The 17,508-nt window shown below is 41.8% G+C and carries 18 protein-coding genes; 11 read left to right on the forward strand and 7 right to left on the reverse strand.

The window, feature by feature from the left end:
• The first annotated feature begins 11 nt into the window (after window positions 1–11).
• The 3 genes from Q0081_RS14800 (at window position 12) to Q0081_RS14810 (ending at window position 3,095) form a co-directional block, all read left to right on the forward strand.
• Window positions 12–734: a DUF4129 domain-containing protein gene (locus Q0081_RS14800; protein WP_298354778.1), complete on the forward strand. Its 723-nt coding sequence runs from the start codon at window positions 12–14 to the stop codon at window positions 732–734.
• 61 nt (window positions 735–795) lie between these two features.
• Window positions 796–1,953 carry a DUF4350 domain-containing protein gene (locus Q0081_RS14805; RefSeq protein ID WP_298354780.1) on the forward strand — a complete coding sequence of 386 codons (1,158 nt, stop codon included), beginning with the start codon at window positions 796–798 and terminating at the stop codon, window positions 1,951–1,953.
• A gap of 170 nt (window positions 1,954–2,123) precedes the next feature.
• Entirely contained in the window at window positions 2,124–3,095 is a 972-nt protein-coding gene (locus Q0081_RS14810; protein WP_298354782.1) for a MoxR family ATPase, read from the forward strand.
• A 60-nt stretch (window positions 3,096–3,155) separates the two neighbouring features.
• On the opposite strand, the gene Q0081_RS14815 is transcribed toward Q0081_RS14810, so the two are convergent.
• Together Q0081_RS14815 and Q0081_RS14820 are read right to left on the reverse strand one after the other, a co-directional pair.
• Complete coding sequence (locus Q0081_RS14815) at window positions 3,156–3,647, reverse strand: hypothetical protein (protein ID WP_298354784.1); 492 nt, start codon at window positions 3,645–3,647, stop codon at window positions 3,156–3,158.
• 23 nt (window positions 3,648–3,670) lie between these two features.
• Window positions 3,671–4,216 carry a heavy-metal-associated domain-containing protein gene (locus Q0081_RS14820; RefSeq protein ID WP_298354786.1) on the reverse strand — a complete coding sequence of 182 codons (546 nt, stop codon included), beginning with the start codon at window positions 4,214–4,216 and terminating at the stop codon, window positions 3,671–3,673.
• A gap of 109 nt (window positions 4,217–4,325) precedes the next feature.
• Here Q0081_RS14820 and Q0081_RS14825 point away from each other — a divergent pair, with 109 nt between their 5' ends.
• Complete coding sequence (locus Q0081_RS14825) at window positions 4,326–5,519, forward strand: Gfo/Idh/MocA family protein (RefSeq protein ID WP_298354787.1); 1,194 nt, start codon at window positions 4,326–4,328, stop codon at window positions 5,517–5,519.
• Between the two features lie 93 nt (window positions 5,520–5,612).
• Here the strand turns inward: Q0081_RS14825 and Q0081_RS14830 are convergent, their stop codons facing one another.
• The gene (locus tag Q0081_RS14830) at window positions 5,613–5,807 is read right to left on the reverse strand and encodes a cold-shock protein (RefSeq protein ID WP_298354789.1); all 195 of its coding nucleotides are present in this window, start codon (window positions 5,805–5,807) and stop codon (window positions 5,613–5,615) included.
• Window positions 5,808–6,106: 299 nt separating this feature from the next.
• On the opposite strand from Q0081_RS14830, the gene Q0081_RS14835 reads away from it, so the two are divergent.
• Complete coding sequence (locus tag Q0081_RS14835) at window positions 6,107–6,328, forward strand: PspC domain-containing protein (protein ID WP_298354791.1); 222 nt, start codon at window positions 6,107–6,109, stop codon at window positions 6,326–6,328.
• Between the two features lie 20 nt (window positions 6,329–6,348).
• Here Q0081_RS14835 and udk read toward each other — a convergent pair whose 3' ends face one another.
• Both udk and Q0081_RS14845 read right to left on the reverse strand, forming a co-directional pair.
• Window positions 6,349–6,963, reverse strand: a complete 615-nt coding sequence (gene udk / locus Q0081_RS14840; protein ID WP_298354793.1) for a uridine kinase — start codon at window positions 6,961–6,963, stop codon at window positions 6,349–6,351.
• A 104-nt stretch (window positions 6,964–7,067) separates the two neighbouring features.
• Window positions 7,068–7,229: a hypothetical protein gene (locus Q0081_RS14845; protein ID WP_298354795.1), complete on the reverse strand. Its 162-nt coding sequence runs from the start codon at window positions 7,227–7,229 to the stop codon at window positions 7,068–7,070.
• A 6-nt stretch (window positions 7,230–7,235) separates the two neighbouring features.
• On the opposite strand from Q0081_RS14845, the gene cysS reads away from it, so the two are divergent.
• The 6 genes from cysS (at window position 7,236) to Q0081_RS14875 (ending at window position 16,054) form a co-directional block, all read left to right on the forward strand.
• On the forward strand, window positions 7,236–8,771 hold the full coding sequence (gene cysS / locus Q0081_RS14850; RefSeq protein ID WP_298354799.1) for a cysteine--tRNA ligase: 1,536 nt from the start codon (window positions 7,236–7,238) through the stop codon (window positions 8,769–8,771).
• Between the two features lie 57 nt (window positions 8,772–8,828).
• Entirely contained in the window at window positions 8,829–9,374 is a 546-nt protein-coding gene (locus tag Q0081_RS14855; protein WP_298354800.1) for a DUF192 domain-containing protein, read from the forward strand.
• A 146-nt stretch (window positions 9,375–9,520) separates the two neighbouring features.
• The gene (locus Q0081_RS14860; protein WP_298354802.1) at window positions 9,521–11,896 is read left to right on the forward strand and encodes a gliding motility-associated C-terminal domain-containing protein; all 2,376 of its coding nucleotides are present in this window, start codon (window positions 9,521–9,523) and stop codon (window positions 11,894–11,896) included.
• A gap of 38 nt (window positions 11,897–11,934) precedes the next feature.
• Window positions 11,935–14,214 carry a GH92 family glycosyl hydrolase gene (locus Q0081_RS14865; RefSeq protein WP_298354804.1) on the forward strand — a complete coding sequence of 760 codons (2,280 nt, stop codon included), beginning with the start codon at window positions 11,935–11,937 and terminating at the stop codon, window positions 14,212–14,214.
• 103 nt (window positions 14,215–14,317) lie between these two features.
• Window positions 14,318–15,163: a hypothetical protein gene (locus tag Q0081_RS14870; protein ID WP_298354806.1), complete on the forward strand. Its 846-nt coding sequence runs from the start codon at window positions 14,318–14,320 to the stop codon at window positions 15,161–15,163.
• A gap of 342 nt (window positions 15,164–15,505) precedes the next feature.
• Complete coding sequence (locus Q0081_RS14875) at window positions 15,506–16,054, forward strand: hypothetical protein (protein ID WP_298354808.1); 549 nt, start codon at window positions 15,506–15,508, stop codon at window positions 16,052–16,054.
• Between the two features lie 79 nt (window positions 16,055–16,133).
• Here Q0081_RS14875 and Q0081_RS14880 read toward each other — a convergent pair whose 3' ends face one another.
• Window positions 16,134–16,337, reverse strand: a complete 204-nt coding sequence (locus Q0081_RS14880; protein WP_298354810.1) for a hypothetical protein — start codon at window positions 16,335–16,337, stop codon at window positions 16,134–16,136.
• Window positions 16,338–16,405: 68 nt separating this feature from the next.
• A complete protein-coding gene (locus Q0081_RS14885) occupies window positions 16,406–17,392 on the reverse strand; it encodes a bile acid:sodium symporter family protein (RefSeq protein ID WP_298354812.1) in 987 nt (328 codons plus the stop codon).
• Between the last annotated feature and the right edge of the window lie 116 nt (window positions 17,393–17,508).

Consider the following 17,508-nt stretch of genomic DNA (forward strand, 5'->3'; position numbering starts at 1 on the left):
CATTCCTTATTTTGAAACGATTCAGCTTTATCCTTTTATTTTTGTTGTTCAGTAGTACGATTCGTTCACAGAAAAACGATTCGAAAACTGTTGATACCCTTAGTGTTAAAGCAGAATTTGATAAAACTCCGATTCAACCCCGCTCACCTTCCGCTCAACATCTTGACGATTTTCGTAACGACAGAGCTTATAATTACGAGCGAACTGTCCCCCCTCCTCAAAACCCATTGGCCCGATTTTGGGATTGGTTAATGCGAAAACTTTCGGAGTTTTTTCGAAGTAATTCTTACCAAAACTTCTGGCAATACGTCTTTTTAGCGGCTGTTGGTGCCTTGGTCGTCTGGTTGCTTTATAAAGCCGAATTTTTAGGAGGATTGTTTGGTCGAAAAGCCGAAGAAGACCTTTTAGCGTACAATCGCCTGACGGAAAACATCCACGAGTTAGATTTCAACAGCCTAATTGAGGAAGCCATCGAAGGGCATAATTATCGGTTGGCCGTTCGGCTTTATTATCTCAAAACGCTTAAACAACTCACTGATAAACAGCTCATTCATTGGCAACCCACTAAAACAAACCGCGTTTATGTAGATGAACTGGGAAGTTCTTTATTGAGAACAGAATTTGAACAACTGACCTCTCAATTTGAATATGTTTGGTATGGGGAATTTCGAGTTACAGAAACCGAGTTTGAACTTTTAAAGAATCAATTTCAGTTTTTTTTAGGAAAAGTATAAAGTAAGAACCCTTTCAATAAACGATCCACTTTTGAACTGGCGCAGCAAATATTTTTGGTTTTTGGCACTGACTGTACTTCTGTACAGCCTATTTGAATACTATCGGCCCAAACCCATTGATTGGACACCCAGTTATTCCAACAAAGACAAAATTCCGTTTGGGACAAAAGCTCTGTATGAACTATTGCCCGATGTATTTGGTAATCAAAAAGTTGAGTCGTTACGATTGCCGATTTATAATCACCTTTCCGAAAACAAACTTGCCCCTAAAAGCAACTATATTTTTGTTTGTCACACGTTTGAAATTGATAAAAACGACCGAAATCAACTGCTCACGTACGTAAAGCAGGGAAATAATGTTTTTATTTCCGCCTACGAATTTTCAGATACCTTGCTAAAAACACTCGGCGTACGGGCAACGCTCAAAGCCCCCACCCTTCGCGATACGGCTTTGGTGATGAACTTTGTCAATCCGGTTTTTACAAAAAAGGGTGGCTATGTATTTTCAGAAGATGACGGCCGTAATTATTTTTTGGTCAAAAAGGCCGAAAATGTCACGGTTTTAGCCCAAAATGCGCGTAATGAGCCCATTTTCCTGAAAGTGAAATACGGAAAAGGGTATTTCTTCCTGCACAATTTGCCACTGGCTCTGACAAATTATTACGCTCTAAACTCCAAAACAACCGATTTTGCCTTTAACAGTCTTTCTTACTTACCTGTTTTACCCGTTTATTGGGATGAATACCTCAAGCAGGGACGTTTTGGAGAAAATGAGCAATCTATCTTTAGGTACATTATGACACAACCTCCTTTGCAGTGGGCTTATTATTTAATACTGTTTGGACTTTTGCTTTACGCGATTTTTGCAGGAAAACGAACGCAGCGTATTATTCCAATCATAGAAATCCCAAAAAATACCTCGCTCGAATTTATTCAGACAATTGGTAAAATGTATTTTCAGCAAAGCGACCACGCTAATATTGCAGAGAAAAAGATTCAGCATTTATTACTTTACATTCGCGAACGATTTGGTCTAAGAACAAACGAACTTGACGAAGAATTTAAAGAAGCACTCATCCCAAAAACGGGTTTACCGCCTTTAGATATAAATTTATTGTTCAGTGAAATTGCCCACGCCGGACGAAACGGAAAACTTTCCGAATACGCACTTTTGAGTTTAAATCGGAGAATTGAAGACTTTTATCAACGAGTAAAATAATTTTAAAGTTTTAGTTTTCCCCCAGATAATAGCAGATAAAAAGGCTGCGCAGATAGACACAGATTTTGAAAAATCACCGAAATTTGCGACCGCTGCAACTCCTATTTAAAATCTGCGTATATCTGCGGGGAAAAACAAATTTTATTATACTGTAATAAGCCTTACTACTTATGAATTTTGAATCACGCATTGACTTACAGGAATTGAACGATGCCATTACCGCGATAAAAGCCGAAATTGGTAAAATCATCGTTGGTCAGCAGCAAACCATAGAATTGCTCCTTACTGCGATTTTGGCCGATGGACACGTCCTGATTGAAGGGGTGCCCGGTGTGGCAAAGACCCTTACGGCTAAACTGTTGGCTCGTACTATCAATACCGATTTCAGTCGTATTCAATTCACGCCCGACCTAATGCCTTCCGATGTACTGGGAACGTCGGTTTTCAACCCGAAACTCATTGACTTTGAGTTCAAGAAAGGGCCCATCTTTTCCAATATTATTTTGGTGGATGAAATTAACCGCGCTCCCGCCAAAACTCAATCGGCACTTTTTGAAGTAATGGAAGAACGTCAGGCGACGGTAGACGGGACCACCTACTTTATGAGCAGTCCTTTTATCGTAATGGCTACCCAAAACCCGGTCGAACATGAAGGAACGTATCGCTTACCTGAAGCGCAATTAGACCGTTTTTTATTCAAGATTTTAGTGAATTATCCGACAGCAGAACAGGAAGTCGAAGTATTGCGCGGACATCATCAGCGACTTAATTTGGCGGATGCCATCGCAGAAATACAACCGATATTACAACCTCAGCAATTGGCAGAGTTGCGCAAAAAAACGCATCAAATCCACGTGGAAGATAAATTGTTGGAATACATAGCCCAAATCATTTTGCAAACCCGCAATAACAAATCCTTGTTTTTGGGTGCTTCGCCCCGGGCTTCGGTGGCTTTATTGAATAGCTCAAAGGCATTGGCTGCCATTAGAGGTAGGGATTTTGTAACTCCCGAAGATGTTCAGGAATTGGCTCCGGCCGTATTACGCCACCGTATTTTACTAACTCCTGAGCGCGAAATGGAAGGAGCCTCTCCCGATGATATTGTCGCACAACTACTGCAAAAAATAGAAGTGCCGCGTTAGAGAGTATACTGTTTGCAGTTCACAGCTTACCTTATTCTTACCTGTGAACTGCAAAACCAACTATAAAACCTTTTTCACTCTTTCTTCGGCGCTTGCCAAATCAGACTTTATTTTTTGGATATTCGCTTTGATTTCTTTCTGGATTTCAATCATTTGGTCTCCTGATACATCGGGAGCAGGTTTGTGGTCGTGGTGGTGTTCTTCGCCTTCGTGGTGATGATGTTCGTGCGCAAGGCCCGGTACTTCCACCAAATTTTCTTCCCATTCTTCAAATGATTTGGCAACGGCATCCAGCGCAGCCACTGTTGAATCAATACTTGCAACCGCAGCGGCGTCTGTCACTGTCTTTTTCTTATCGTTCAATACGATTTTCAATGAGTCAATACCTTCTACCTGCTCGTGAAGCGTTTCTTCAATTTCCATTGCTTCTAAGTGAATTTTACCTGCTTCCTCCATTTTAGGGTCTTTTTTGTCGCCGCAGGAAACCAGCAGAAAGCCATAAGCAGTAAGCAGTAAAGAATAAACCACTGCGCGGTAAGCCAATTTTTTCATTATAACTATAGGTTTTGGTTTGGTTAATCAATCATTGACACTTCGTAGCCCTGTTTGCGAAGGGTAGCCAAAATGGTTTTTTCCGACGTCTTTCCTAAATAATAACGGACCGAAACCACTTCGTCATTCAACTTAATTTGGGAAGGGACCACTCCTTCTACCGATTGAAGCGTATTATTCAATTTTTCTACCGATTGCAAAGGCTTTTGAAATTCAAATTGTGCTACCCGCGTACTGCGAATACGTTCAAATTGTGCTTGAGCCAATTGGCTGTCTTCGGCTTGAAAATAGCGGTGAGGAATGAGATTTAAGACAATGGTAAGACCTACAGTAACCCATAGAACTCGCTTTTCAAAAAGTGTGGCATGGTGAGCCGGGCGAAAGTATAAATCATAAAATGACCAAGCCAACACTCCTAATTGCAACACAATGAGTGGAGTACGATATTCGGCTAACCAACTGATAGAAGCTCCGTTAAACAAAACCACAAATAGAGGTAACCAGCAGCACAACAGATGCACAAGCCCTGTTAATCCAACATTTAATGTAACTGAAATAATTTTCGCCATGACTATTTGCAACTATATTGCAAAAGTACTAACAAAATTTCATCATTAAAAAGTTTGCCCGGATTGCTTTTTTAATAAAAATAGTTTCCATCGTCAACAATCAGATTTTATGCAAAAAATTGCTATGCTTGGCTCAGGTTTTATTGGGCGCTTTTATGCCGATTCTATTCACGGTCAACGCAGCCGCGACCGCGTCACTGCTATCTATGCCCGCAGTGAAGCCAATGCCAAAAAATTTGCCAACGATTACGGCTGTGATTTTTGGTCTACCGATATGGAAGAAGTAATTGCTCACCCCGAAGTTACCATGGTGTGTGTAGCCTTGCCTAACAACCTTCACGAAGCTGCGGTCATGCTGTGTGTAAAACACAAAAAAGCCGTTGTCAGCACAAAACCTCTCGGACGCAATGCCGATGAAGCTCTCCGAATGATGCAGGCCGTGGAAGAGTCGGGTGTATTTGGAGGCTACCTGGAAGATCTTTGTTATACCCCCAAATTTTTAAAATCACTAAAAAGTGTCAAAGAAGGAGCCTTGGGCAGAATTTTATGGGCAAAATCTCGTGAAACGCACCCGGGACCGCACAGCAACTGGTTTTGGGATAAAGAACAGGCGGGCGGTGGATGTATCCTTGACTTAGGCTGTCACTGCATCGAAATTTCTCGAAATTTTATTGGGAAAGATATCAGACCTGTTGAGGTAATGTGTTGGGCCGCTACCCAAGTCAAACCAATCGATGCCGAAGACCATGCCATTGCTTTGGTCAAATACGAAAACGGAGCTATCGGCCAGTTTGAAGTAAGCTGGACATTTCGGGGTGGAATGGACCTACGCGACGAGGTGATGGGGACAGAGGGCACCATTTGGATCAATAACTTCCTGCGTACAGGCTTTGAAATGTACACCAGCGGCAAAGGAGGCGACTACGTAGCCGAGAAAGCAGAGAGCAACACAGGATGGCTTTTTCCCGTCGGTGATGAAGTGAATGAGTTGGGTTACAATCACATGTTTACGGATATGTTCAAATCGTATGAAGAAGGTGTAGAGCCTGCCGAAACATTTTACGATGGCTATGTTGTCAACGCTGTGATTGATGCCGCTTACAAATCAGCGCAGACCAAACTTTGGGAACCTGTCAACTTACCCGTTTGGCGAGGTCAGGAAGGAGTCACTCAGGCATCTACCTTGGTGGACTATGACGCCGATTATTATTTAATCAAAAAAGAAGTAACGCACGACGGCCGTCACAAAATCATTTTGAAAGACAAAAAGACCAATGAAATCATTGAGCGCGATATTGTATAAGGGTCGCTTATCATTTATTTTTCGCATGTATACACATAAAAAAACGGGAAACATTTTTTGATGTTTCCCGTACCGTTTTTAGGCAAAGAAAAATTAGATTTTCTTTACTTTAGTTGCGTTCAAGCCTTTCTTTCCATCAACGATTTCGTACTCTACACGGTCTTTTTCGCGAATAACTAAGCCGCCTAAGCCCGTTACGTGTACAAAAATTTCTTTTTGAGACTCATCGTCCACAATGAAACCATATCCTCTTGCTTCATTGAAAAACTTTACTGTTCCTGTTTGCATTGTACTACAAAAATTAAGAAAATGAGAAAATGATTAAAGGGATTCATCGCTAATCACCTCATTTACAACAGCATTTCAAAGTGCTGACAGAAGCTAATCGTTGAGCAAAAGGCTTGAACGCTCAAAATTAGGTACGTGCCGACGCTGACTTTGTTTTGCTTTAACAATGAAGTTTTTCGCAACGTTAAAACAAATTTATAAAATTATTGTTATATGTCAAGGCATAGCGTCTGTTATTCAGGTGCTTGACAATGAAATTTGTATTTACTATCTTCGCTTTCAAACTTTGTAAAAACGCTATGAATCGTTTCCGCTATTTTGTTGAAAACCAAGTTTTTGGCGTTTGTGCGCGTGTAGGGGAGGTACTAAATATTTCGGCAAGCAGTATTCGACTTTACTTTATATACGCCACATTTCTAACCTTCGGTTCGCCAATTATCATTTATCTTGTAATGGCCTTTTGGATGGAGATTGGTAAACACCTGCGCCGTCATAAAAGCCCGACGATTTGGGAGTGGTAACCCCCAAATCTCTTTTATTGTTACAATTTACTCTTCAAAAATGCTTTTACAACCTCCAATCCCCGGTGGAAATGACGGTTGTTGGGAATAATCAGGTCGGCATCTGCTTTAGAAGGCTTAATAAATTGCTCATACGTTGGAAAAACGTGATTTTCCCAACGATACAGCACATCGGTAAGATCGTAACCACGTTCAACTTGGTCGCGAATAATGCGACGTTTTAATTTGATGTGTTCTTTTGCATCAATAAAAATTTTGAGGTCTAACAACTCCGCAATCTCTTTAAAATAGAACACAAATATTCCTTCCACCACAATAATCGGCGTAGGCCGAAAGTTCAGCATTTGAGGAATAATATTAGGGTTATTGAAGGTATATTCCAATTTTTGTACTGTACGCCCTTCCCTTAGCTCAATGATATGCTCAGCGTAGGTTCGATGATTAATAGCGCTTGGTAAATCAAAATTATGAACTCCGTTTTCATCCACAGGAACCTCGGTTCGAGCGCGATAATAATGGTCTTGGGAAATCAGACAAATCTCATCTTCGGAGAAAGCACCCATCAAACTGTTCAAAAAATACGTTTTTCCCGATGCACTCCCGCCCGTGATGCCAACGATAAAAGGTTTTTTCATGCGGTAAAGTTACGTGACCACCGCTAAATACCGAACTTATGGCACTGAAATTGTTCAGGATGCCACAACAAATTGTTAGTTTTGCAATTATTTACTCATTTTAATCATGCTATTGATTCGATTACATACTTCCTGGTTCCGATGTTGCTGATAGCACGTTCTGAAAAATCATTCTCAATCGCATCGGCGCTGGGCACGGTACGCCGCAGCGGCCCCGTGGCGTCCGACGCATCGGCGTACCGAACTTTATTTAGCATAGCAATCATAACATCATGAATCAGCCCCTCAAGGTTTATAACTCACTTACTCGCCAAAAAGAATTATTTGAACCCCTCAGCCCGCCTTACGTGGGTATGTACGTTTGTGGACCAACCGTCTACAACTACGTACACTTAGGGAACGTTCGCACCTTTTTAACATTCGATACCCTGTTTCGGTACCTTTCACACATTGGCTACAAAGTCCGCTACGTGCGCAATATCACCGACGTAGGCCACCTCGTAGGCGATGGCGACGATGGAGAAGATAAAATCGGTAAAATGGCCAAACTGGAGAAGTTGGAACCGATGGAAATCGTTCAGCGGTATACCAATGATTTTCACCAAGTATTGGAGCAACTTAATTTTCGTACGCCAAGTATTGAGCCTACGGCAACGGGGCACTTAATAGAACAAATCGAAGCTGTCAAAGACCTCATTGGAAAAGGACTGGCTTATGAATCCAACGGTTCGGTGTATTTTGACATTAATCAATACAATGCCAACGGAAACAACTACGGAAAACTTTCGGGCCGGGTATTGGATGAACTTCTGACCGAAACCCGCGAACTGGAAGGGACCAGCGAAAAACGCAATCCGCTTGACTTTGCCATTTGGAAAAACGCCGCACCCGAACACCTCATGCAATGGGAATCCCCTTGGGGCAGAGGTTTTCCGGGCTGGCATTTGGAATGTACCTGCATGAGTACCAAATACTTGGGAAAACAATTTGACATTCATGGTGGTGGTATGGATTTAAAATTCCCGCACCACGAGTGCGAGATTGCGCAGGGAACGGGTATCAACGGAACAGACCCGGTGCGGTATTGGATGCACTCCAATATGCTGACCGTCAATGGACAGAAGATGTCAAAATCGCTGGGGAATTCGTTTTTACCGAGAGAATTGTTTGCCGGAAATCACCCGCTGCTTGAGCAGGCATACAGCCCTATGACCGCGCGATTTTTTATGTTACAATCGCAATATCGCAGCACGCTGGATTTTTCCAATGATGCCCTCAAAGGCTCCCAAAAAGCCTACAAACGCTTGATGAATGGATTGAAAATCATCAAATCCATGGCGTATATTCCTGCTGATGTGGCTGATTCTGGCGAGGAAGTAGGATTAAAGGTTTCAACACCCTGTGTTCAAATTGACGAAAAGAAGGTTGCCGATATTAAAAAATCCGTTCAGAATTTTTACGAGGCAATGAACGACGACCTCAATACGGCCGTTGCGATAGCCCAATTGTTTAATCTGTTGAAATACATCAACATGCTTTTCCTGAACCAATTGGTTCCCGCTTCACTGGGAGAAGAAGGGTTTGGCTTGTTGAAAGAAAAATTTGTCACTTTTACGGAAGAATTATTGGGTTTGCTCGAAGAAAGAAGCGAAAATGATGCGGTATTGAGCGGAATGCTCGATTTGTACCGCGAATACAAAGCCACCCAACAATACGACAAGGTGGATCAGATTCGTTCGTATTTCAAAGCCCAAAATTTAGTAATCCGAGACATGAAACATCGGATTGATTGGGCGTATGAGGAGTAACCGATTTACAGTGAGCGGACACATAGATAACGACCTATTTATTACTTTTTGAGTTTTATGCAAAAACGGCGTTCTTATTTTAGCTATATCCTGTTAGCTGTCTTTGTACTGGCGGGGGCCTTGTATTTGGCAAGGCCGCTGCTGGTGGCAGATCGTAACGATTCGGTTGCTGTTTCAACTGCTCCCGAAACTCCAACTGCCCCTACAACGGCTCCGAATACGACAGGCGGGATTGTCAAGGAAGGAGAAGTCGTATTTCTGCACGGAGATAAGCGCATTCGTAAAATTGACGTTGAAATTGCGGAAAATGACACCGAGCGCCAAAAAGGATTGATGTTTAGACCTTTCTTATCTGACTCCGTAGGAATGCTGTTTGTTTTTGATGAGCCTTCTTCTCAATCTTTTTGGATGAGAAACACCATGATTTCGTTAGACATCATTTATGTAGGTCAAGACAAAAAAATTGTTTCTATTCAGAAAAAAGCCAAACCTTACTCAGAAGAGAGTTTGCCTTCTTTCGGCAATGCTCAATACGTAGTGGAAGTAAACGGAGGCTACTGCGATAAATACGGTATTCGCGTAGGTGATACGATTATATTCTGATGAATATGCGTTTGTTCTAAACATCTAATAAATCAACCATATAAAGTCTCCCCTAAGTGGGTGGAGATTTAGTGGGGGGTTACTTGACAACAATTTTGGCGCAGATTTTGCGTACTATATTGTGATAAAAACGCAAAGTTATTTCCATGAAGTGCTTGATTACGTGTGTACTGCTGTTGTTTTTGGGTGCGGGGGCTTGGGCCAGACACATCGTAGGAGGAGATATTGCCATTTCTAAACGCGGCACTGCTGCTGGTGATTTTACGCTGACCCTCACCCTTATCGACGACGAAGTTTTAGGTACTACCGATGACAAAGCGTTTATTTCCATTTTTCGTAAAAGTAACAACACTCGCTTAGAAGATTTCTCTTTAACTCGTACACTTAAACAAGAGTTACCATATACCAACGCCCGTTGCGTAGGCAGTGCAGCCGCCTCTCGAATTACACTGATCCGTTATGCGGCTGATATTACCCTCTCATCCACTACTTACAATGACCCCGAGGGCTATTATCTGGCGTGGGAGGAATGTTGTCGCAACAATACTATCACCAACCTGCAGACCCCAAGTAAAGTCGGATTGGCATTTTATGCCGAAATCCCTCCTATCAATACGCGTAACAGCTCCCCTACTTTCAAGACGCCTGAAATCAAGTACGTCTGCGTCGGTAAAAATTTTGAAGTGGATTTTGGAGCATCTGATGCTGACGGCGATGCCTTGAAATATACCCTTGTAACTCCTCTAATTGGTTCTACTGACGGCGGCGGTACATTTCCCACAAAAGCAAAACAAGGCCCTTATAATCGCGCGGTTTGGAATGCCGGCTTCGATAGCACCAATGCCATTGTAGCCACAAGACCTTTACGAATAGATGCTAAAACAGGCAAGATAACCCTTACTGCTTCGCAATTAGGCGTTTTTGCATTTGCAGTTCGCTGTGAAGAATCGCGCAATGGTGTAAAAATTGGCGAGGTGCGCAGAGAATTTGTATTTAACGTAGTGGATTGTATTTCTGAATCGCCAACTCCCGTTACCATTGCCATAAAACAGGCCGCTTCCGGGGTAACTTTTGAGACACAACCTAATGGCCATATTGGTTCTATACAACTATGTAAAGGCGATTCTGCCATACTGAAAGCCGATGATGAAGACCCAAAGTGGACATATCAATGGCAATTAAACGGGCAACCCATCAACGGGACTACCAAATCAACCTTTGCCGTTAAGCAATCGGGGAATTATACGATTGTAAAGCGATTTGCTCAAAGTTGCAGCACTGAAGATTCTACAGCAAATATGACCGCAGTAAGCGTCAAAACTACTCCTACCGTACAGATTACTTCCAGTCGCCCCCTGCCATTGTGTGATAGTGACAGTACAAATTTGAGTGTTCAGGTAAGTAGCAACAGTACTGTTCGTTGGCAACGCAACGGTCAAAACACTGGCAATGAGGGCAGTACTTTATTTCACGTGAAATCAGGAACTTATAGCGTTTTTGTCACTGATGAAGCCTCTAAATGCGTCGCTAAAGACAGCTTGATTGTGCGAGTTGTCTTGGGCCCTTCTGCAGCTATTTCATTGACGGGAACGCCCATTTTTTGCTCAAGTGATTCGGTAAAATTAATTACGCCCAAAAACAGCGCTTACGAATACGTTTGGTTTTTAGGTGATTTTCCCCTCGTTCAGGCGATTGAAAATGAATATTATCCTCAGAAATCAGGGAAATACAGTGTTGCCGTGGTAGATACTGCCACCAAGTGTGCGACGCGCTCTTCTATGTATGATTTAGTAGTAAAGCCTTCGCCCGTTGTCACTCTTGATTCCATTGCTCCGCTTTGTACTTCGGGTCTACAGGCAATTTCCTTGGTCGGTACGCCCGCAGGAGGAATTTTCAGCGGTCGTGGCGTAGCAGGAAGCCGATTTATTACCCAAAATCTTACGGCTGGAAGTTATCCCATTACGTATACCTTTACCAATATGGAAGGGTGTTCCGGAACAGACACGAAATTAGCTCGAATCTCCCCTCCCCCACGCCTGGAAATCCCTAAAACCTTGGTCGTTTTACGCGGCGACAGCGTAGAAATCAAGACATCAATTCCCCAAAACACGACTGTTACCTGGTTTCCAAGCATTGGTTTAAGTAACCCTCAATCAGCCCGCCCTCATGCCAGCCCGGACAGAACGACCACTTATAAAATCACCGTCACCACTGAACAGGGATGTGCCGTAGAAGGTGAAGTGACCGTAACAGTCATTGACCTTACTATTCCGAACGGTTTTACGCCCAACAACGACGGGGCTAACGATACGTGGGAAATTGCGGGAATTAAAGAGTATCCCAATTGCACGGTTGAAATTTTTAACCGTTGGGGAAATGTGATTTACAGTAACAAAGGCTACGAAACTCCCTGGGATGGCAAATGGAACGGCGAGTCTGTACCCGTCGGAGCCTATTATTACCACATCTATTTACGAGAAGTTGAGTATAAATTGACGGGAAGTTTGAACGTGATTCGGTAAATTGTTGTAAAATCGCACCATCAAACCCCGACCTTTCTATGCGCACGCTTTTTTCCTTCGTTTTTGTTAGCTTTTTGGCCTCCGTTGCCATTGCTCAAACACCATCCAAAGACTTTACCCAATGGGTCAATCCACTCATGGGAACCGATTCCCGACACGAACTTTCGGCAGGAAATACCTACCCGGCCATAGCTACGCCATGGGGAATGAATTTTTGGTGTCCTCAAACGGGTAAAAACGGCGACGGTTGGATGTATATGTACACCGCCAATAAAATCCGCGGTTTCAAACAAACCCACCAACCCAGCCCGTGGATCAATGACTACGGCATGTTTTCGATTATGCCCGTCACGGGAAAATTGAAATTTACGGAAGAAGCGCGTCAAAGTTGGTTTTCGCACAAAGCCGAGGTGGTTAAACCCCACTACTACAGTGTTTATCTAGCCGACCACGATACCCAAGTCGAAATCGCTCCTACCGAACGTGCGGCTCAGTTCCGCCTCACATTCCCCAAAACCGACAGTGCCTTTGTGGTCATTGATGCGTTTGCCAAGGGTTCATACATCAAGATTATTCCTGAACAACAGAAAATCATTGGGTACAGCACCCAAAATAGCGGCGGTGTACCACTCAATTTTAAGAATTACTTTGAACTTCGATTCGATAAACCCTTCACGTACAACGCTACTTGGTCAGATAAAAATTTATCCAAAGGAATACTTGAACTAAAAGACGAGCACGTAGGTGCCGTCATTGGTTTCAAAACCAAAAAAGGGGAAACCGTTCACATCAAAGTAGCTTCTTCCTTTATCAGTGCAGAACAGGCCGCGCTGAATCTTACTCGCGAATTGGGAAATGATAGCTTTACCGCCACCATGCAAAAGGGCCAAACAGCCTGGAACCAAGAATTGGGCCGACTAACCGTTGATGGCGGGACCGATGCCCAAATCCGTACGTTTTATTCATGTTTGTACCGAGCCTTGTTGTTTCCGCGCAAATTCTATGAGTTTGACGCTCAAAACAAAGTCATGCATTATAGCCCTTACAACGGGCAGGTTTTGCCAGGTTATATGTTTACCGACAACGGTTTTTGGGACACGTTCCGCTCGGCGATTCCATTTTTTACGCTCATGTACCCTACGCTCAACAGCCACATCATGGAGGGCTTGGTGAATGCATACAAGGAAAGCGGCTTTTTGCCCGAATGGGCCAGCCCGGGCCACCGCGACTGCATGATCGGCTCCAACTCTGCGTCGCTGATTGCGGACTCATATATCAAAGGCATACGCGGCTACGACATCAATACGCTTTACGAAGGCATTCTGAAAAACACCGAAAACGCGGGCACTGTTAGCTCCGTGGGACGTTTTGGACACGAGTATTACAATGAATTGGGATATGTTCCCTACGACGTTAAAATCAATGAAAACGCGGCCCGTACGCTTGAATACGCTTACGCCGATTTCTGTATTTGGGAATTAGCCAAATCGCTCAAACGTCCCGAAAGCGAAATCGCGCTTTTTGCGAAACGAAATCAAAATTACCGCAATCTTTTTGACCCCGAAACCAAATTGATGCGCGGAAAAAACAAGGCTGGTGATTTTCAAAAACCTTTCAACCCTTACAAATGGGGCGATGCATTCACGGAAGGCAACAGTTGGCACTACACTTGGTCGGTTTTTCACGACATCAACGGGCTTTCTAAACTCATGGGTGGCAATGCGGCTTTTGCCCAAAAACTGGACAGCGTGTTTATCTTACCGCCCGTTTTCGACGAGTCTTACTACGGGTTTGTCATTCACGAGATCCGCGAAATGCAAATCATGAACATGGGACAGTACGCGCACGGAAACCAACCTATTCAACACATGCCGTATTTGTACAATTACGCAGGACAACCATGGAAATCGCAGTACCGGATTCGTCAAATCATGGATAAACTCTACCAACCAACGCCCGACGGCTACTGCGGCGACGAAGACAACGGACAAACTTCAGCTTGGTACGTATTCAGCGCATTGGGTTTCTATCCCGTTTGCCCGGGCACCACGCAATACGTGATTGGCAGCCCCTTGTTCAAACAAATGACGATGACGTTTGAAAATGGCAAAAAACTCACCATCAACGCTCCCAACAATGGCGCTCAACAAGTGTATGTAGACCAAGTAACGCTTAATGGCAAACCGCACAACCTGAACTACTTAGAGCATCATACGCTCCAACAGGGCGGCACCTTAGATTTCAAAATGTCAGCACAACCCAACCAAACGCGCGGCACGCAACCAAGCAGTTTTCCTTATTCGTTTTCGGGGAGGTAGGGTAAGTTTTTAGCTAAAAATAAGCAGTGAAATTGGATTTTTTGAGTTGATTTTCAGAAAATCATATTTCTTGTTAATTTCATTAAGTTCAACAGGTATAAAGATGAAGATACACTTAAACTCATTAAAAGTTTGTCAAATAGAAATGTTAGCCGAAGAAACTATGGCTTCATTAGGTTTCGCAACTGGATTTTTCTGTATTTACAAGTCTCAAATTTTCTTAGTCACAAATTGGCATGTAGCAACTGGCAGAAATTTTCAAACTAAAGAATCTTTACATTTTAGTGGTGCTATTCCTGCTTACTTTAAATTAAGTTTTTGGTATGCCCATAATAGAAGTAACGAAACAGTCAGCCCTCAATTTGCTATAATAGATAAATTTGCTTTATATAACGAATGTGACGAACCAATTTATCGTGAACACCCTATATTTAGCAATAAAATTGATGTGGTTGCAATTCCATTTGGAATTACTATTTCTGGAACAGAAAACAATGAAATAATATGCATTGATATCGAAAAAGAATTAGAAAAAAAAGACAGCCTTGAGGTTATGCAACCTTTATTTATTGTAGGCTATCCTTTAGAAAGTACTTTAACTCCTAACAAATTCCCAATTTATAAATATGGGACTATTGCGACTGAGCCTTATATTTATAAAGATTCTCCCTTATTTTATGTTGACGGAAAGACAAAAAAAGGCATGTCTGGTTCTCAAGTCGTATATAAGCAAGAATTAAAAGTAGATATTCAGCCGAATGAAATAACTAAAACAGAAGGTAGAATTGATTTCATCGGTATTTATTCAGGGCGTGAAAGACAAGAAAATACTTTATTTGAAGCAGAATTAGGAATTGTTTGGCATTATAAAGAATGCTTAGTACCTATTTTAGATGATTATTTGACTAAATTTACTGCTTTAGCTAATAAAACACCTTTTTACTCATAAATAATATTCATACTGTAATTAACAAACTTTACGATTCTCAAAGGCTTTGTTGTATGGCTGAATCATATAGATATAGTACAATTTTAAGTGCAATATGTACAATAAAAAGTCCTGCTACATAACCTGAAATAAGCTGCTTGAGTGAGTAAAAGTCTCATTTTGGTACTATTCCTTATTAAACCTCTATGTTATGAGAGCCGTGCAACAAAGCCATTCTCAAATATTATTGTGAGTTTACTTAATATAATAAAATGATTGGAAAATGTAAGAACAGAACCTCTTTATCCTTTTTAATAGTAACAGCTTATATTTTTGGACCTAAAAACTAAAATTAGTGACCTTATGAAAATTAACAACATCAAAATATTACTTTTCTTAGTAATATTTTGCAATAAAGTTTTCTCTCAAAACTTAAAGAATGATACGTCTGAAAATTTCGGCCGCTTAATTTTTGAAGCTGTAAAGCGCGAAGATAACGCTCAAGTCCTCAAATATTCTATATTTGAAAAAGAAAATATGGACAAATACTTATCTAATTGGCTAACAGATCCTTTTTTTGAAAAAAAGGGAAATACAACTGATTATGTGAAAAAAGTAATGAATGATTTACCTATGCTCCAAAAAGCTTTTATTGCAAAATTTGAACGTTTTGTTCAAGATGGAAGAGTTAAAGGAATTGATTGGAATAAAACAAGTTTTCTATCTGTTGTTGACAATAATGGTGTGCCTGTGAATACATCAAATACGACAAGTAGATATTATAGAGATTTTGATATTCACGTTCAGTTTAAGGATATACGGACAAATAAAATTTTTCAATTTAAAATTGACGATATCAACAATACAAAAAATGGTATGATTATTACGGATGGACTTTATTGGAATAACTAAGAGATTAAAAAGATTTAACGAATGTTTTTAAAAATATGAGTCTCTGAATCATACAATTATTAACAGGCTTTCAACCTTGTTAAACTGGAGAAAAAATTTCCTTTTTTACCTCATCAAACGCTCTCGTTGGCTCATCCTGCCTTTCAATTACCGTTAACGTATCCATTAAGTCCTCAAACAACTCCTGCATTTGCCGGTTTCTTAAATCAAATTGTACGGCCACCTTCCTACCTCTTGCATCAGTCAGAAAGCTAATATGTTTTTGGAGTGTCGCAATATTCATAGCTAACAATCATTTAGGTAATACAAATATAGGTTTATTTTGAAAGATAGCGCGAGCCTTGGGTTGCGCTATCTTTCAATCTCTTCCCTCCCCATCTTCTGTGCAATCATACTTCCCACCATCAACTGAAGGGCATGGTAAATCATGAGTGGCAGGAGTACAACTCCCAATAGGACGGGATTAGGAAAAAGTACCTTTCCCATTACCGCTCCCTGTACCAACGATTTTTTGGAACCGCAAAACAAAACCGTGATACGATCGGGGCGGTTAAAATGAAGCCAACGGCTTACGAGGTTCATGATTCCAAATACGGCCAGGAAAAACAGAAGCATCCAAAAACCCAATTGGATGATTTCGGCAGCAGAGTGGCCGCTGAACATATTGCCCGCAAACGATTCGCAGAACGAAGTATATACAATCAACAAAATCACGCATTGGTCAAACATTCGCAAAGTGCTGTTGTAGCGTTCGACCCATTTGCCCAATCGTTGATGCAGAAAGTAGCCCACTACAACCGGCAACAAAACCTCCAAACTCAAGCGCACAATGACATGACTGACGTCAAAGTTGGCATCCTGTTGTTCCAATAGCCCGCTCATCCAAATGGGGGTGATAAAAATCCCGATGATACTCGATATACTGGCATTAAAAATGGCCGCCGGAAGATTGCCGCCCGCAATTGCCACCATGACAACCGAAGACGAAACCGTAGAAGGCAGCGCCGCCAAATAAAACACCCCTAACCAAAGCAACGAAGACGTATCGACAGGAAACAGAGATCCGATCGCAAGTACGATAAGCGGAAAAAGCACGAACGTTGTCAACTGAATGACGAGGTGTAATCGCCAATTGCTCAACCCGGCTTTCAGTTTCTCAGGATTGAGTTTCAGCCCGTAAAAAAAGAAAATAAGCGATACACCATATTCGGCTACTTGTGGCAGGTGAAGAATGCTTTGCTCCGTTCCCAAAGAAGGGTAAAAATAAGCCAATACAATCATCCCAATCAAACAGAAGAAAAAACCGTTAATGCCTACTTTCGCTAATAACTGTATCATGGGTGAAGTATCAATAATTTTCAAAAAAGGTACAAAATAGGGGAATGCAATAAACTACAAATTTCTAAAAATCAATAACTTTGCGTTTTTAAAACTTAACTAAAGCTTATTTCAAC

The sequence above is a fragment of the Runella sp. genome (assembly GCF_027484545.1).
Taxonomy (GTDB): Bacteria; Bacteroidota; Bacteroidia; order Cytophagales; family Spirosomataceae; genus Runella.

What these genes read in the sequence shown, in the direction of transcription:
- Q0081_RS14825 (WP_298354787.1), top strand. Translation starts at nt 4,326, where the DNA reads ATGCAAAAAATTGCTATGCTTGGCTCAGGTTTTATTGGGCGCTTTTAT.
- udk (WP_298354793.1), bottom strand. Translation starts at nt 6,963, where the DNA reads ATGAAAAAACCTTTTATCGTTGGCATCACGGGCGGGAGTGCATCGGGA.
- Q0081_RS14860 (WP_298354802.1), top strand. Translation starts at nt 9,521, where the DNA reads ATGAAGTGCTTGATTACGTGTGTACTGCTGTTGTTTTTGGGTGCGGGG.
- Q0081_RS14875 (WP_298354808.1), top strand. Translation starts at nt 15,506, where the DNA reads ATGAAAATTAACAACATCAAAATATTACTTTTCTTAGTAATATTTTGC.
- Q0081_RS14870 (WP_298354806.1), top strand. Translation starts at nt 14,318, where the DNA reads ATGAAGATACACTTAAACTCATTAAAAGTTTGTCAAATAGAAATGTTA.
- Q0081_RS14845 (WP_298354795.1), bottom strand. Translation starts at nt 7,229, where the DNA reads ATGATTGCTATGCTAAATAAAGTTCGGTACGCCGATGCGTCGGACGCC.
- Q0081_RS14865 (WP_298354804.1), top strand. Translation starts at nt 11,935, where the DNA reads ATGCGCACGCTTTTTTCCTTCGTTTTTGTTAGCTTTTTGGCCTCCGTT.
- Q0081_RS14820 (WP_298354786.1), bottom strand. Translation starts at nt 4,216, where the DNA reads ATGGCGAAAATTATTTCAGTTACATTAAATGTTGGATTAACAGGGCTT.
- Q0081_RS14885 (WP_298354812.1), bottom strand. Translation starts at nt 17,392, where the DNA reads ATGATACAGTTATTAGCGAAAGTAGGCATTAACGGTTTTTTCTTCTGT.
- Q0081_RS14810 (WP_298354782.1), top strand. Translation starts at nt 2,124, where the DNA reads ATGAATTTTGAATCACGCATTGACTTACAGGAATTGAACGATGCCATT.
- cysS (WP_298354799.1), top strand. Translation starts at nt 7,236, where the DNA reads ATGAATCAGCCCCTCAAGGTTTATAACTCACTTACTCGCCAAAAAGAA.
- Q0081_RS14830 (WP_298354789.1), bottom strand. Translation starts at nt 5,807, where the DNA reads ATGCAAACAGGAACAGTAAAGTTTTTCAATGAAGCAAGAGGATATGGT.
- Q0081_RS14815 (WP_298354784.1), bottom strand. Translation starts at nt 3,647, where the DNA reads ATGAAAAAATTGGCTTACCGCGCAGTGGTTTATTCTTTACTGCTTACT.
- Q0081_RS14855 (WP_298354800.1), top strand. Translation starts at nt 8,829, where the DNA reads ATGCAAAAACGGCGTTCTTATTTTAGCTATATCCTGTTAGCTGTCTTT.
- Q0081_RS14880 (WP_298354810.1), bottom strand. Translation starts at nt 16,337, where the DNA reads ATGAATATTGCGACACTCCAAAAACATATTAGCTTTCTGACTGATGCA.
- Q0081_RS14835 (WP_298354791.1), top strand. Translation starts at nt 6,107, where the DNA reads ATGAATCGTTTCCGCTATTTTGTTGAAAACCAAGTTTTTGGCGTTTGT.